The organism is Rhodoferax sp. TS-BS-61-7 (assembly GCF_002943465.1).
In the GTDB taxonomy this organism is placed as follows: Bacteria; Pseudomonadota; Gammaproteobacteria; order Burkholderiales; family Burkholderiaceae_C; genus Allorhodoferax.
Map to the genome: position 1 here is coordinate 1,038,409 of NZ_PTQY01000001.1, position 14,361 is coordinate 1,052,769.

General features: G+C 63.1%; 14 protein-coding genes. 8 read left to right on the plus strand and 6 right to left on the minus strand.

Going from position 1 to position 14,361, the window contains the following annotated elements:
- The first annotated feature begins 4 nt into the window (after positions 1–4).
- The 7 genes from C5F53_RS04880 to C5F53_RS04910 all read left to right on the plus strand — a co-directional run bounded on the left by C5F53_RS04880 (position 5) and on the right by C5F53_RS04910 (position 7,817).
- On the plus strand, positions 5–1,354 hold the full coding sequence (locus C5F53_RS04880; protein WP_105260160.1) for an adenylosuccinate lyase family protein: 1,350 nt from the start codon (positions 5–7) through the stop codon (positions 1,352–1,354).
- A gap of 39 nt (positions 1,355–1,393) precedes the next feature.
- Positions 1,394–1,882, plus strand: a complete 489-nt coding sequence (locus C5F53_RS04885) for a tripartite tricarboxylate transporter TctB family protein (RefSeq protein WP_105260161.1) — start codon at positions 1,394–1,396, stop codon at positions 1,880–1,882.
- Between the two features lie 34 nt (positions 1,883–1,916).
- Positions 1,917–3,428, plus strand: a complete 1,512-nt coding sequence (locus C5F53_RS04890; RefSeq protein WP_105260162.1) for a tripartite tricarboxylate transporter permease — start codon at positions 1,917–1,919, stop codon at positions 3,426–3,428.
- A 64-nt stretch (positions 3,429–3,492) separates the two neighbouring features.
- Positions 3,493–4,599, plus strand: coding sequence for an ABC transporter substrate-binding protein (locus tag C5F53_RS04895; protein WP_105260163.1), 1,107 nt, complete (start codon positions 3,493–3,495; stop codon positions 4,597–4,599).
- An 88-nt stretch (positions 4,600–4,687) separates the two neighbouring features.
- The gene (locus tag C5F53_RS04900; protein ID WP_105260164.1) at positions 4,688–6,400 is read left to right on the plus strand and encodes a diguanylate cyclase; all 1,713 of its coding nucleotides are present in this window, start codon (positions 4,688–4,690) and stop codon (positions 6,398–6,400) included.
- Between the two features lie 63 nt (positions 6,401–6,463).
- Positions 6,464–6,886: a hotdog fold thioesterase gene (locus C5F53_RS04905; protein ID WP_105260165.1), complete on the plus strand. Its 423-nt coding sequence runs from the start codon at positions 6,464–6,466 to the stop codon at positions 6,884–6,886.
- Between the two features lie 34 nt (positions 6,887–6,920).
- Positions 6,921–7,817 (plus strand): transporter substrate-binding domain-containing protein, encoded by an 897-nt coding sequence (locus C5F53_RS04910; RefSeq protein ID WP_105260166.1) that lies wholly within the window; start codon positions 6,921–6,923, stop codon positions 7,815–7,817.
- Positions 7,818–7,860: 43 nt separating this feature from the next.
- On the opposite strand, the gene C5F53_RS04915 is transcribed toward C5F53_RS04910, so the two are convergent.
- On the minus strand, positions 7,861–8,436 hold the full coding sequence (locus tag C5F53_RS04915) for a cob(I)yrinic acid a,c-diamide adenosyltransferase (RefSeq protein ID WP_105260167.1): 576 nt from the start codon (positions 8,434–8,436) through the stop codon (positions 7,861–7,863).
- 512 nt (positions 8,437–8,948) lie between these two features.
- Here C5F53_RS04915 and C5F53_RS04920 point away from each other — a divergent pair.
- A complete protein-coding gene (locus C5F53_RS04920; RefSeq protein ID WP_105260168.1) occupies positions 8,949–10,373 on the plus strand; it encodes an FAD-binding oxidoreductase in 1,425 nt (474 codons plus the stop codon).
- An 11-nt stretch (positions 10,374–10,384) separates the two neighbouring features.
- On the opposite strand, the gene C5F53_RS04925 is transcribed toward C5F53_RS04920, so the two are convergent.
- The 5 genes from C5F53_RS04925 to C5F53_RS04945 are packed head-to-tail and all read right to left on the minus strand — an operon-like array spanning position 10,385 to position 14,338.
- Positions 10,385–11,152, minus strand: a complete 768-nt coding sequence (locus C5F53_RS04925) for an ABC transporter substrate-binding protein (RefSeq protein ID WP_161499887.1) — start codon at positions 11,150–11,152, stop codon at positions 10,385–10,387.
- Positions 11,153–11,189: 37 nt separating this feature from the next.
- Complete coding sequence (locus C5F53_RS04930; protein ID WP_105260170.1) at positions 11,190–11,951, minus strand: HD-GYP domain-containing protein; 762 nt, start codon at positions 11,949–11,951, stop codon at positions 11,190–11,192.
- A complete protein-coding gene (locus tag C5F53_RS04935; RefSeq protein WP_236635214.1) occupies positions 11,948–12,739 on the minus strand; it encodes a trans-aconitate 2-methyltransferase in 792 nt (263 codons plus the stop codon). The genes C5F53_RS04930 and C5F53_RS04935 overlap by 4 nt, the downstream gene beginning before the upstream one ends.
- Before the next feature lie 54 nt (positions 12,740–12,793).
- A complete protein-coding gene (locus C5F53_RS04940; protein ID WP_105260171.1) occupies positions 12,794–13,753 on the minus strand; it encodes a ParB/RepB/Spo0J family partition protein in 960 nt (319 codons plus the stop codon).
- A gap of 27 nt (positions 13,754–13,780) precedes the next feature.
- On the minus strand, positions 13,781–14,338 hold the full coding sequence (locus C5F53_RS04945) for an alpha/beta hydrolase (protein WP_105260172.1): 558 nt from the start codon (positions 14,336–14,338) through the stop codon (positions 13,781–13,783).
- Positions 14,339–14,361 lie beyond the last annotated feature (23 nt).

Below are 14,361 nucleotides of genomic sequence, written 5' to 3' on the forward strand. Positions count from 1 at the left end.
AAAAATGTCTTCCACCATCATCGACTCCAAGATCTTCACCGACATGTTCAGTGACGCTGCGATGCGCCAAGTCTGGTCGGACGAAAACCGCACTGCGAAGTACCTCGACATCGAACGCGCCCTGGCCAAAGTGCAAGGCGAGTTGGGCATCATCCCCAAAGAAGCGGCTGACGAAATCGTGAAGAACTGCGAACCCAGCCAGATTGACTGGGTCAAACTCAAAGCTAAAACCGAGCAGATCGGCTACCCCATCATTGCGGTGGTCAACCAGATCAACGCCAACTGCCGCGACAAGCTGGGCGAATACTGCCACTGGGGCGCTACCACCCAGGACATTACAGACACAGCGGCGGTACTCCAGATCCGTGAAGCTTTGGCCTTGGTCGAAGCTGACTTGAAAGACATCTCCGCTTCTCTCGCCAAGTTGGCCAAAGCGCACCGCGACACCCCCATCATCGGCCGCAGCAACCTGCAGCAAGCCACCCCCATCACCTTCGGCTACAAAATGGCGAGCATCCTCGCGGGCATTGAGCGTCACCGCGAGCGCTTGGAACAACTCAAGCCCCGCGTGTTGATCGGTGAGTTCGGCGGCGCATCGGGCACCTTGTCCTCGCTGGAAACCGGCGCCATGGAAACCCAGGCCGGATTGATGAAAGAACTGGGCCTGGGCCAACCGCTGATCTCCTGGCACACCGTGCGTGACAACTTTGCAGAAGTGGGCGCCTTCCTCGGCATCGTGGGTGGCTCGCTGGGCAAGATCGCCATGGACGTAAAGCTGCTCATGCAAACCGAAGTGGCCGAAGTGTTCGAACCCTATGCCCCCGGCCGTGGCTCGTCATCCACCATGCCGCAAAAGCGCAACCCGATTTCCTGCCTCTACATCCACGCCAACATTTCGGTGGTGCGCCAGTTGGCCGCATCCCTGATGGACGCCATGGTGGCCGACCACGAGCGCTCCACCGGCCCTTGGGAAATTGAATGGGTGGCCATGCCCGAGATCTTCTGCCTGATGTCCGGCGCACTCAAGCAAACCAAGTTCATCCTGGCCGGCCTGGAAGTGGACGCCGCCCAGATGCGCAGCAACATCGACATGACCCATGGTTTGGTGATGTCCGAAGCCGTGATGATGGGCATGGGCCCCTACATCGGCCGTGAGTACGCGCACGACCTGGTCTATGACATCTGCCGCGAAGCACTCAAGCAAAAGCGCCATCTGATCGAGCTGTTGGCGGAGCACCCCGAGATCAACAAACACGTCACCCGCGAACAACTGGAAGGCTTCTGCGATCCGATGAATAACCTCGGTCAAGCTGGCGTCATGGTCGACCGGGTACTGAACTCTTTGAAGGACTGAGAACTTTCACGTTTCAAAAAATAATGAGCGAGACATATCGTGAAAATCCAAAGTCAAAAAGACTTCTTTGCCGGACTGATGTTCACGGTGGTGGGAGGCAGCTTTGCGGCCGGCGCCAGCCAGTACAGCCTGGGCAGTGGCGCAAAAATGGGCCCGGGCTACTTCCCCCTCATTCTGGGCATCATGCTGTCTTTACTGGGCTGTGCGATTGCCATTAAAAGCTTGATCACCCCCACGGAAGACGGCGACAAGATCGGCAAGATAGCGTGGAAGCCGCTGTTCTTCATCATCCTGGCCAACCTCGTGTTTGGCGCCTGCATAGGCGGCCTGCCCCTGATTGGCTTGAAACCCCTGGGCCTGATCATCGGCATCTACCTGCTCACCTTCATCGCCAGCAACGCCGGCGAAGAATTTGCCTTCAAGCCCGTGCTCATCCTGGCCACCCTGCTGGCCATCCTGAGCTACCTGGCCTTCATCGTGCTGCTCAAACTGCAGTTCCCCGTCTGGCCCGCCTACTTCACGGCCTAAGCCCTCCCAGGCATCGATACCAGGACACCCCACCATGGATCTCTTTAACAACCTCGCCCTGGGCTTTGGCGTCGCCTTCACCTTCCAGAACCTGATCTACGCCTTCATCGGCTGTTTGCTCGGTACTTTGATCGGCGTCTTGCCCGGCATTGGCCCCCTGGCCACCATCGCCATGTTGCTGCCCGCCACCTATGCCTTGCCCCCCGTGGCGGCCTTGATCATGCTGGCCGGTATTTACTACGGCGCCCAGTACGGTGGCTCCACCACCGCCATCCTGGTGAACCTGCCCGGGGAGTCATCGTCGGTCGTGACCGTGATTGACGGTTACCAGATGGCCCGTAACGGCCGTGCCGGCCCGGCTCTGGCCGCTGCCGGTATGGGTTCTTTCTTTGCTGGTTGTGTGGGTACCCTGATCCTGGCCGCCTTCGCTGCGCCGCTCACTGAGCTGGCCTTCAAGTTCGGCCCGGCGGAGTACTTCAGCCTGATGATCCTGGGCCTGATTGGCGCCGTGGTGCTGGCGTCTGGCTCGCTCATCAAGGCGGTGGCCATGATTGTGCTGGGCCTCTTGCTGGGCATGGTCGGTACCGATGTGAACTCGGGGGTGGCCCGTTTCAGCTTTGACATCCCCGAACTGACCGACGGCATTGGCTTCATCGTCATCGCCATGGGCGTGTTCGGGTACGGAGAAATCATCCACAACCTGTCCAAACACGCCAGTGAGCGTGAAGTGTTTGCCGCCTCGGTGACCGGACTGATGCCCACCAAGGAAGACTTCAAGAACATGGTGCCGGCTGTGCTGCGTGGTACCGCCCTGGGTTCACTCTTGGGTATCTTGCCCGGTGGCGGTGCGGTGATGGCAGCCTTTGCGGCCTACACCATCGAGAAGAAGACCAAGCTCAACCCCGGTGAAGTGCCGTTTGGCAAGGGCAACATCCGCGGTGTGGCAGCCCCGGAAGCCGCCAACAACGCAGGTTCCCAAACTTCCTTCATCCCCTTGCTGACCCTGGGTATCCCTCCCAATGCGGTGATGGCGCTGATGGTGGGGGCCATGACCATCCACAACATCCAGCCCGGTCCGCAGGTGATGACGGCCAACCCGGAGCTGTTCTGGGGCCTGATTGCCTCGATGTGGATTGGCAACCTGATGCTGATTGTGCTGAACCTGCCGCTGATCGGGATCTGGATCAAGCTGCTCACAGTTCCCTACCGCTGGTTGTTCCCCTCCATCGTGTTGTTCTGTGCGATTGGGGTGTATTCCACCAACAACAACACTTGGGATATCTGGATGGTGGCGCTGTTTGGCATCATTGGCTACGCGTTCATCAAGCTGGGCACGGAACCTGCTCCGCTCTTGCTGGGCTTTATCCTGGGGCCGATGATGGAGGAGTATCTGCGTCGGGCGCTGCTCCTGTCCCGTGGTGACTGGAGTGTGTTCCTGACGCGGCCGCTCTCGGCGGGCTTGCTAGCCGCTGCCGTGCTGCTGCTGGTCGTCGTGCTCATGCCGTCTATCAAGGCCAAGCGGGAAGAGGCGTTTGTTGAGGATTGAGTGGAGTTAACACGACTTGTGGGCATGCTGTAATCCGGTCATCAAAAAAAACTAGGAGACTCCCATGACATCCCTGCGTTCTGCGCTACTTGGACTTTGTCTTGCCAGTGTCGGCTTCACGGCCTATGGTCAGATCAAGATAGGGCAAACCACGGGGGTCACGGGAGCAGTGGCAGCAACGGTCAAGGAAAGCAGCTTAGGCGCCCAGCTTTACCTGGACGCCACCAACGCCAAAGGTGGTGTGAACGGCGAGAAGATCGAGCTGATCACGCTTGACGACAAGTTCGACACCAAGCTGGCCGCCGCCAATGCACGCGAGCTGATCGAGCAGCGGGGCGTGCTGGCACTGTTCATGACACGCGGCACGCCACACACCGAGGGCATCATCCCCATCCTCGACCAGCACGGTGTGCCACTGGTGGCTCCATCCACGGGCGCCATGGTGCTACACCAGCCCCTGAAAAAACATGTGTTCAACGTACGCGCCACCTACCAGCGCGAGGCTGAACGCGCGATCACCCACTTGGCAGCCACCGGCGTCAACCGCATTGGCGTGGTACACGTGGACGACAGTTTTGGCGCCGACGGCCTGGAGGGCACCCAAAAAGGCCTGACCGCCTCCAAACTGACCGCGATCGCCATTTCCAAGTTTGACCGCAGCAAGCCGGACTTCTCGCAAATTGCGCCGGCCATGGCAAAACTGAGCCCCCAAGCCGTCATGGTGATTGGCTCGGGCACCGCCGTGGTGGACGCCATCAGGGCACTCAAAGCCGCAGGCAGCGGTGCACAGTTCGTCACCCTGTCCAACAACGCATCCGGCGGCTTCATCAAACTGCTGGGCGACGACGCGCGGGGTGTGATCGTGAGCCAGGTGCTGCCGCAATCGCAAAACTACGCCCTGGTGCAGGAAGCTGCCACCCTGGCCAAGACGCGTGACATCCTCGAAGTCAGCCCCGCCATGCTGGAGGGTTTTGCATCGGCCAAGGTGTTGGTGGAGGCCTTGCGCCGCGCAGGCCCCAAACCCACGCGCGAAAAACTGCAATCTGCACTGGAAAACCTGGGCAAGTTCGACCTGGGCGGCCTCATCCTGACCTTCACACCCACCGACCACACCGGCCTGGACTTCGCCGACCTGTCCATCATCTCGGCATCGGGCAAGTTCCGGCGCTAAACCTAGGGCACTCCATTCTTCAGGGGCGTTTTCACCCGGGTAGCACAAACACCACAACAGGCCGGGTGGCGTTGGAAAGCAAAACCGCATGTCGGTATACAAGCTGAAGAAATTCCATATCCACAGCCTGCGCGGTCGCCTTACCCTGTGGTTTGTGGGCCTGGCCTTGCTGACCCTGCTCAGCGTGGGGCTCTATGTCGGCCAGTTGGCCACCCAGCAACGTGCGGCCTCGGTCGGGCAGGCATTGCATGCCACCGCCACAGCAGCAGCGCAACTGATGGGTGCCAGCCTGCGCGAGCGGGAGCTGGACATCGCGCTGCTCAGCCAGGAACTCCACGTCACACGGGGCCCGCTGGACCACCCGGACCTGCTGCAATCGTTGCAACTGCGCCGCCAGGCCCGCAATGAACTGGTGTGGCTAGGGGTGGTGGACGCGAATGGCACGGTCATACAGGCCATTGACGGCCTGCTGCAGGGCCAGTCGGTCGCCAAGCGGCCGTGGTTCGTGGCGGGCAAGGAGCGTGTGTTCACTGGCGACGTACACGAGGCCTTGCTGCTGGCCAAGCTCTTGCCTGCCAACACGTCGGGCGAACCCCTGCGCTTTATTGACTTTGCAGCACCCATCCGGGGTCGGGACGGGCAGCTGCTGGGCGTGGTGGGGGCCCATGCCAGCTGGAGCTGGGTGACCGATACGGTGCAGGCCGCCGTACAACAAACCGGCCGCAGCGCAGGAACCCAAATCTTGATCGTGGACCGCCAGGGCGCCGTGCTCTATCCGCAAACCCTGGTAGACCAAGCCCGGCTAAAAAACGGTGTGGCCAACCCGCTACCGTATGCCACCGTGACCTGGGACGACGGACGTGACTACCTCACCAGCGAAGTGGTGGTGGATGCCCAAACCGACAACAACCTGGGCTGGCGCATTGTGGTGCGCCAGCCGCTGGACGACGCCCTGGCGCCCGCCCATGCCCTTCGCAACCGCCTGATCGGCCTGGGCGTGGTGGCAGCCATCCTGTTTGGCCTGCTGGCCCTGCCCCTGGCCCACACGGTGAGTCAGCCCATCGAAGAACTGGCCGAAGCGGCCCACCGGGTCGAGCAGCGTGTAGGTGAACCCCAGTACCCACAAAGCACCCGCTTGTTGGAGGTGCTGCAGCTCGGGCAATCCATGCGTTCGATGACAGCCTCGCTGCTGGCACGCGAGCAGGAGCTGGAAACCCTGAACCTGACCCTGGAGGCCCAGGTGCTGCAACGCACCCATGCACTGGCCGCAGCCAACCAGGAGCTGGAACGGCTGGCCACCCACGATGCACTGACCGGGCTGCACAACCGCCGCCACTGCGATGAACGGGTGGCCGAATGTATGGCAATCAGCCAGCGCACCGGACACGCCTTTGCCCTGCTGATACTGGATGCCGACCATTTCAAGCGCATCAACGACCGCTTTGGACATGCCACCGGCGATGCCGTGCTGCAACAGCTGGCCGAGGTGCTGCGTGCCCACACCCGCACCACCGATCTGGTTGCCCGCTACGGGGGGGAAGAGTTCGTCGTCGTGCTGTCGCAAAACCAGACCACCGAGGCGGTGGCGCTGGTGGCAGAAAAAATCCGTGCCGCCGTGGAAGCAACCGTCTTTCCCGAGGTCGGCCACGCCACGGTCAGCATTGGCACTTGCATGTGGGCCCCCGCGGACCGCAGTGTGGCGGCCCTGGTGCACCGCGCCGATGTGGCGCTCTACCAGGCCAAACACAACGGGCGCAACCGGGTGGTGGCCGCACCGCCGCCCGGGCTGGCGCCCACTTGACAGTGGCCCGACCATCGCCGTGTTTATAGTGCGACCTCTGCCTCCCGGAACAGGTACCACACCATGCGCATTTGGCAACAAGCAGTCTCTATCGACATCCTGACCCAATCCAGCCGGAACACGGCAATCGAACACCTGGGCATAGAGTTCCTGGAAGTGGGCGACGATTTTTTAAGCGCGCGCGTGCCGGTGGACCCGCGCACCCACCAGCCGTATGGCCTGTTGCACGGCGGCGTGTCGGTGGTGTTGGCAGAGACCCTGGGCTCCTGCGGTGCTTTCTATTCCTCGCCCGAGGGCCACAGCGCCGTGGGCCTGGACATCAATGCCAACCACCTCAAGGGCGTGAAGACCGGCTGGGTCACTGGCGTGGCGCGCCCGGTACACCGGGGCCGCAGCACCCATGTGTGGCAGATTGACCTGCGCAACGAAGCGGGTGAGTTGACGTGTGTGTCACGTATCACCATGGCCATTCTTTCGCCGCGTTAGAACAGCGATACTGGGCGCACCACCGCAAACCACCGTGTCCTCCCGCCCCCATCCCCTGCTCACGCGCCGTGCGCTGCTGCTGGCCGCCGCCACTGGCGCAACCATGGGTGTGGATGCGCAGGAGAGCCGCCTGCTGCGGGTGGCGGTCCCTGAAGACGTGGCCTATGACTACGCCTTGTTTCTGGGTGCACGTGATGTTCAAAGCCTGCGAAGTTTTGACGGGCCGCATGCGCGACGCGATGTGATCGAGCTGGCGCTGCTGCTGCGCGAGGTCGCCCGCGCCCTGCCCGGCACCAAGGTTCAACTGGTGCGCATCGACAGCTACCAGCGCACCCTGCTGGAGCTGCGCGCAGGCCGCGTAGACGTGCTAGGCACCACGGTGTGGAACAGCGACCTGCAAGGCCTGGGCGCCAGCACCCTGCCCTCGCCCGCGCTGATTGCCGATGGCGACTTTGTGGTGGGCCTGTTCACCGCCCCCAACAACACAGCGGCCCAACAAGCCCAATCCTTGCCCGCATTGCAAACCCTCAGGGTCGTCTCCAACAGCGACTGGAGTGCCGACTGGCGCACCTTGCAGGCCTTGGGCGTGCGCTCGCTGATGGATGTGAAAACCTGGCGCCAGATGGTGCTGGCCGTGGCCCGCGGGCGGGCCGATGTGCTGCTGGCGCCGTTTCCCGCCACCCAAGACCTGCGCCTGGACGCCGAAGGCCAGCAGCTGGTGCCGCTGCGTGGCCGCGCCCTGGCCCTGGTGGGCTCGCGCCACCTGGCCGCCGCGGCCACACCCGCCGGCCGAGCCGTGGCCGACAAGGTGTTCCCCGCGCTGGCCGCCCTGGTCAACACCGGCGCCGTGCGCCGCGCCTACCAAGAGTGCGGTTTTTACAACCCACGCACCAGTGGTTGGCGGGTAATTAATAGCCAAATACGGCCCTAGCCCTTTTGGATACTGCGCAAGCAGCTATTGTTTTAGTAGCGCATCAGCTCTGGTCTTTGGCCAACCGTTCGCTTTTCCAGTACACATCGTCGCCCACCGTGCCGTCCGTGCGGTAGCGGTTGAGCACCCGGGCCAGCACAAACATCAGGTCCGACAAGCGGTTCAGGTACTGGCGCGGCGTGTCTTTCAGGGCCTCTTGCGCTTCCAGCGCCACCACGGCGCGTTCGGCGCGGCGCGCCACGGTGCGGCACACGTGGGCCTGACTGGCTGCGCGCGTGCCCGCGGGCAAGATGAACTCCTGCAGGCGCGGCAGATCTGCGTTGTGCTCGGCCAGCGCCTCGTCCAACGCCAGCACCGCCTCGGGCTTGAGCAGCTCAAAGCCGGGGATGGACAGCTCGCCGCCCAGATTGAACAGCTGGTGCTGAATCTCCACCAGCAGCGTGCGCACGCCTTCGGGCATGGGCTCACACAACAACAAGCCGATGTGGCTGTTGAGTTCGTCCACATCGCCCATGGCGTGCACACGCAGGCTGTCCTTGCTGACGCGGGTGTTGTCGCCCAGGCCGGTGGTGCCGTTGTCCCCGGTGCGGGTGGCGATTTGGGTGAGTCGATTGGCCATGGGGGATTGTTGTCGATTCTTGTACTTGTGGGGGCGTCGATATACGACTCGTTAAGGCACAGCTCGTCTGGATACGGCCAAGTCTTGGACCGACGCATAAAACCGGAGAAACTCCTGTCCCAGCGGGGTATTGGAAAGACTATCACGCTGTTGAGCTGGGAGCGAAGGAACGGGCGCATACCCATGTGGGCCTTCCCTAAGCAATCTTTCTGCCACCGACACGTACTGACGGACGGCATTCGCATACTCAGACTGGTCTTCTCGCTCTGGATTGTCGATCTGCGTACACCAGCCAAAGCCACGCCTGGGCTCAAGAAAGGTTCGAACACGATATGCATGAGTCTCGAAGGTCATTTTGAAGCTCCAATGTGAATGGAACTCCAGAATGCACGCTCGACAAGGAAGTTTTTTCCTTAAATATTCTCCGACGGTCTCCTCCGTTCCACCCGTCAGCTTTCGAGCCAACGAATCTCCGCCACCTTCCTACAATGGGGAAAACAAGGAGACTGCCCATGAACGCCCCCACCGCCGCCAACCATCTGCTGCCCCAAGTACAGGCTCGCAATGTGCCCCAGGCCCTGCTGGACGCCCTGCAGGTCCGCTTCGGCGCGCAGTTTTCCACTGCCCTGGTGGTGCGCGAGCAGCATGGGCGCGACGAGTCGGCGTTTGACATTCCGCCACCCGCGGCCGTGGTGTTTGCGCAGGACACGCAGGATGTGAGCGATGCCGTGAAGCTGGCCGCGCAGTACCGCGTTCCGGTGATCCCCTTTGGCGTGGGTTCGTCGCTGGAAGGCCACCTGCTCGCCGTGCAAGGCGGCATTAGCCTGGACGTGAGCCGCATGAATGCGGTGTTGTCCATCAACGCCGAAGACCTGACCGTGACCGTGCAACCCGGCGTGACACGCAAGCAGCTCAATGACGAGATCAAATCCACCGGCCTGTTCTTCCCCATCGACCCCGGCGCAGACGCCACCATTGGCGGCATGAGCGCCACGCGTGCCAGCGGCACCAACGCCGTGCGCTACGGCACCATGCGCGAGAACGTGCTCGCACTGGAGGTGGTGACGGCCAGCGGCGAAGTCATTCGCACCGGCACACGCGCCAAGAAAAGCAGCGCTGGCTACGACCTGACGCGCCTGCTGGTGGGCAGCGAAGGCACGCTGGGCGTGATCACCGAAGTGACCGTCAAGCTCTACCCGCTGCCCGAGGCTGTGATGGCCGCTACCTGCTCCTTCAACAGCCTGGCCGACGCGGTGAACACCACCATCCAGATCATCCAGCTGGGCATACCGATTGCGCGCTGCGAGCTGCTGGACGCCAACACCATCCGCATGGTCAACGCGCACTCCAAACTCACACTGCGCGAAGGCGCCATGCTGTTGATGGAGTTCCACGGCTCGCCCGACAGCGTGAAGGAGCAGGTGCAGACCGTGCAGGACATTGCGGCCGACTTCGGCGGCGCAGCCTTCGAGTGGGCCGAGACGCCCGAGGAACGCACCCGCCTGTGGACCGCGCGGCACAACGCCTACTTTGCCGGCGTGCAGTCACGCCCGGGCTGCAAGGCCATCACCACCGATGCTTGCGTCCCCATCTCGCACCTGGCCGACGCGCTACTGGACAGCGTGACCGAGGCGCAAGAGGCCGGCCTGCCCTACTTCCTGGTGGGCCACGTGGGCGACGGTAACTTCCACATGGGCTACCTGATCGACCCCAAACTGCCCGCCGAACGCGAGCTGGCCGAGAAGCTGAACCACCAGCTGGTGGAGCGTGCCCTCAAGCTGGGCGGCACCTGCACGGGTGAACACGGTGTGGGCCTGCACAAACAGGGCTTTCTGGTGGAAGAAACCGGCAACGGCGCGGTGGACATGATGCGAACCATCAAGCGCGCGCTGGACCCGCACAACATCCTGAACCCGGGCAAGATCTTCGCGTTGTAAGCGCCTGCCGCTTATTTGCAGCCAATCTGGTCTGCCGACACTGGGCAAGGCACATACCGCTCGCGGATCTGACGGAGCTCGCCGTCTTTGACCATGGCGTCCAGCGCGCGGTCAAAGTCGGCTGCAAACTGGGGCGTCAGTGCCTTTTTGCTCAACGCAAACATGCCGGGTTCCGAGGTGGTCACGATGGGCGTTTTGACGATGGCCTGCGACAGGCCCAGTGATTGGATCTCCAGCAGGCCGGTAGTTTCATCGGCAATCAGGCCGTCCAGCCGGTCCATGTCCATCATCTGCCAGGCACCTCGCCGGGCCGTGAACGGGGTGAGCAAAGCGGCAAAACGCGGGTCTTTTTGCAAGGCCTCAAACGAGGGGCCGTAGGCCACCCCCATCTGGGCACCCATGCGAAACGGCGTACCCAGCAGATCGGCGAGTTTGGTGATTTTGTATTTGTCGGCCACGGCCTTGCGCATGAACAGCACATTGGGCGAGCGGTTGACCGGCCGGGAGAACATGGCATAGACCTCGCGCTCGGGCCTGCGCAAGGCGCCCGGCAAGATGTCCAAGTGGCCCTCTTCGAGTTCCACCAGTGCGCGGGCCCAGGGCCGTTCTACAAACTGCGGCTGACAGCCCAGACGCCTGAGTGCCGCACGCACCGTGTCTACATGCAGGCCTTTGAGTTCGCCATCGGGCCCGCGAAACGCATAGGGCGCGTCGTCAGACCAGCGAACGGACTTGGTACATTCGGCGGCCGTGGCGGTGGCGGCGATCAGGCACACCACGCCCCCCCAGACCCAGGGCCTCAGACTTCTCACCGGCTCAGATCACTGCCACTTCGGCAATGGCATTGGCCATGTACTCAATCTTTTGCTGCATGTCCGCGTCGGTGTCGGCATGGCGCTGGGCGATGCTGCGGAAGGTGTCCTGCACCTGCAGGAAGGCATCGACCACATCGGGGTCGAAGTGGGCGCCACGGCCCTCGGTGAGGATCTCGACCGCACGTTCGTGCGGCACGCCATCCTTGTAGACCTTGTTGCTGATCAACGCGTCGTACACATCCGCCAGCGCCACGATGCGTGCCGAGAGCGGAATCTGCGCGCCCCACAGGCCCTTGGGGTAACCGGAGCCGTCCCACTTCTCCTGGTGGCACAGGGTGATTTCTTTGGCGATGGTGAGCAGCGGTGAGACGCGGCCCAGCGTCTTCTCGGCACGCGCCAGGGCGTCGTGGCCCAGCGTGGTGTGGGTGCGCATGATGGCCACTTCTTCGGGCGTCAGGCGACCGGGTTTGAGCAAGATGCGATCAGGAATACCCACGGTGCCCATGTCGTAGATCGGCACGCTGGTGAGCAGCATTTCCACATAGGTCGGCGTCAGCACATCGGCGTACGCCGGCAGGGTTTGCAGCTGGGTGCACAAGGCGCGCACATAGCGCTGCACACGCAGCATGTGGCTCTCGGTGTCGGAGTCGCGCAGCTCGGACAAGGTGGCCAGAGCAAATACCACCACCTGGGTGGCCTGCAGGGCATCCGCGGGGTCCAGGGTCGTGGCCACGGTGGGTGGGGTGGTGGTATCGGATGTCATGGGTTTTCTCCTGCAGGCGCAGACAGGGGCGCCTGGTACAGCCACACCATTTTGCCACCGGGTGTGCGCAAGCTGGCGGTACAAATGTGCGGTGTTGCTTCAAAGTCCAAACTGACCAGCCAGGCGCCGGGGCGCAGCTCGGCGCGCGCCTTGTCCATGGCGCGGCCCATGCTCTCGGGCCGCTGGAATAGGTACACCATGTCGTAGGCCGACCAGTCAGCTTTCCAGATATCGCCCTGGCGCACCCGCGCCCAAGGGCAGCGCAGCGCACACAGGGCGCGCAGCGGCCAGCTCCATTCGATGCCGTGCAGCTGGGCTTGCGGGTAGGCCAGGCGCAGCGCCTGCAGGCCATGGCCCAGGCCACAGCCAGCGTCCAGCACTTGCGCACCGGCGGGCAAAGGCGCGTGGGTGGGCAGCTCGGTCAGCGCGTTCAGGGGTGTGGGAAACAGCGGCGCGTCGCGCCAGGCGTTTACGGGGTAGACCAACAGCAACAGACCCAGAGGTAAGAGCCAGGCCCAGGCCGGCACCGCGCTGCCGCCCAGCACGCCCAAGGTGAGCGCCAGCGACACCGGAAAGCCCGCCGCAATCAGTGCACGACGCCACCAGCTCGCACCCCACAGGCTGAGCAACACGCCCAGAGCACTGGCCAGGGCCAATGACCAAGGCAATGCCAAGCCCTGCTCCCACACGGTGCGAAACAGGGTCCAGCACAACACCCAGGCCACGATGGCCGGCAGCGGCCAGAGCCAGGTGGCCGGGTTCAGGCGCTGCCAGGGTTTAGGGGTCAAATAGGCCTCCAGCGCTTATAGAGTCTGCGCGAGCAGCTACTATTTTGATAGCGACTAGCGGTTGCCGCCAGGGGCCAGTCGTTCGATCAGGCCATTGAGCTCGTCGAGTGAGCCGAACTGGATCACCACCTCGCCCATCTCCTCTACACGGCCATGGCGCTTGACGCGTTTTTTCACCACCACCTCCACCTGCGCCATCAGCAGGTCAGACAGCTCTTCTTCCACGCGCTTCAAGTCGCGCGATTTTTCCTTGGTCGGCTTTTGCGGCGTGAGCGAGAACTCGGCGCTGAGTTTCTTGACCAGGCTTTCCGCTTCGCGCACCGACATTTTCTTGGTGGCGATCTGGTTGGCCGCGGTGATTTGCGTGCCGCGGTCCAGCGCCAGCAGCGCACGCGCATGGCCCATGTCCAGGTCGCCGGCCATCAGCATGGTCTGCACCGGGTCAGCCAGGTTCAGCAGACGCAGCAGGTTGCTGGCGGCGCTGCGCGAGCGGCCCACGGCCTGGGCCGCAGTCTCGTGCGTGAGGCCAAATTCCTTGATCAGGCGTTGCAGGCCCTGCGCTTCTTCCAGCGGGTTCAGGTCTTCGCGCTGGATGTTCTCGATGAGCGCCATGGCCGCGGCGGCCTCGTTGGGCACGTCGCGCACCAGCACCGGCACGCTGTCCAGCCCGGCCAGCTTGGCCGCGCGGAATCGGCGTTCGCCAGCGATGATTTCGTAGATGGCCCGCTTGCGGCCGTCACCGATATGTTTAGCCGCGTCCGCCTCGTCGAGCTGGCGCACGAGGATGGGTTGCATGATGCCCTGCGCCTTGATGGACTCGGCCAGCTCGTACAGCGCGCCCTCGTCCATGCGCGTGCGTGGCTGGTAGACGCCGGCCACCATGTCAGTCAGCAGCAGGGTGTTGGGTGTGCCGGGGTTGCTGGGTGCCGCGTCAGCCGCGGGCGTGTCCTTCACCTTGGGGCCCAACAGGGCTTCCAGTCCCATGCCCAAACCTTTGGGTTTCTTCGTGACCATGTTGTTCTCTTTCTTTGAAATGCGGGTTCAGGCAGTGCGTGCTGAACTGCGTGTGATGAGGGCTTGCAGCCGGGCTTGACCATCCGCCCAGTCGCCCAGGCCGGTGTCGGCGTTGATGTGGCCGGCGGCGCCGTAGTCCACCAAGTCGGCACCCCAGGCAGCGGCAAATTGCTGCGCGCGGGCATAAGTGCAATATGGGTCGTTCTGGCTGCCCAGCAGCTCGGCGGCAAAGGGCAGCGTGTCCATCACCACGGGCCACCAGCTTTTGAGCGCAGCGCGCAGTTCTTCACGTTCGGGGTCACCAGGTGCCACCAAGAAAGCAGCTTGCACCTTGTGCGTGTTTTGCGAATGCTGGGCCCAGGCGGCGGTGAGCATGCAGCCCAGGCTGTGCGCCACCAGCACCACGGGGGTGGGCGCGGCCAGCACCGCCTCTTCCAGCTGCATCATCCAGTCGCCCCGCAGCGGCTGCATCCAGTCGTGCTGCTGCACGCGCGTGTAGCCGTGCAGCGCCTCCCAGCGGCTTTGCCAGTGGGCGGGGCCGGAGTTCTGCCAGCCAGGCAGGATGAGAATGGTGGGGGCAGACATATTTGCTATGAATTCAGGAGCTG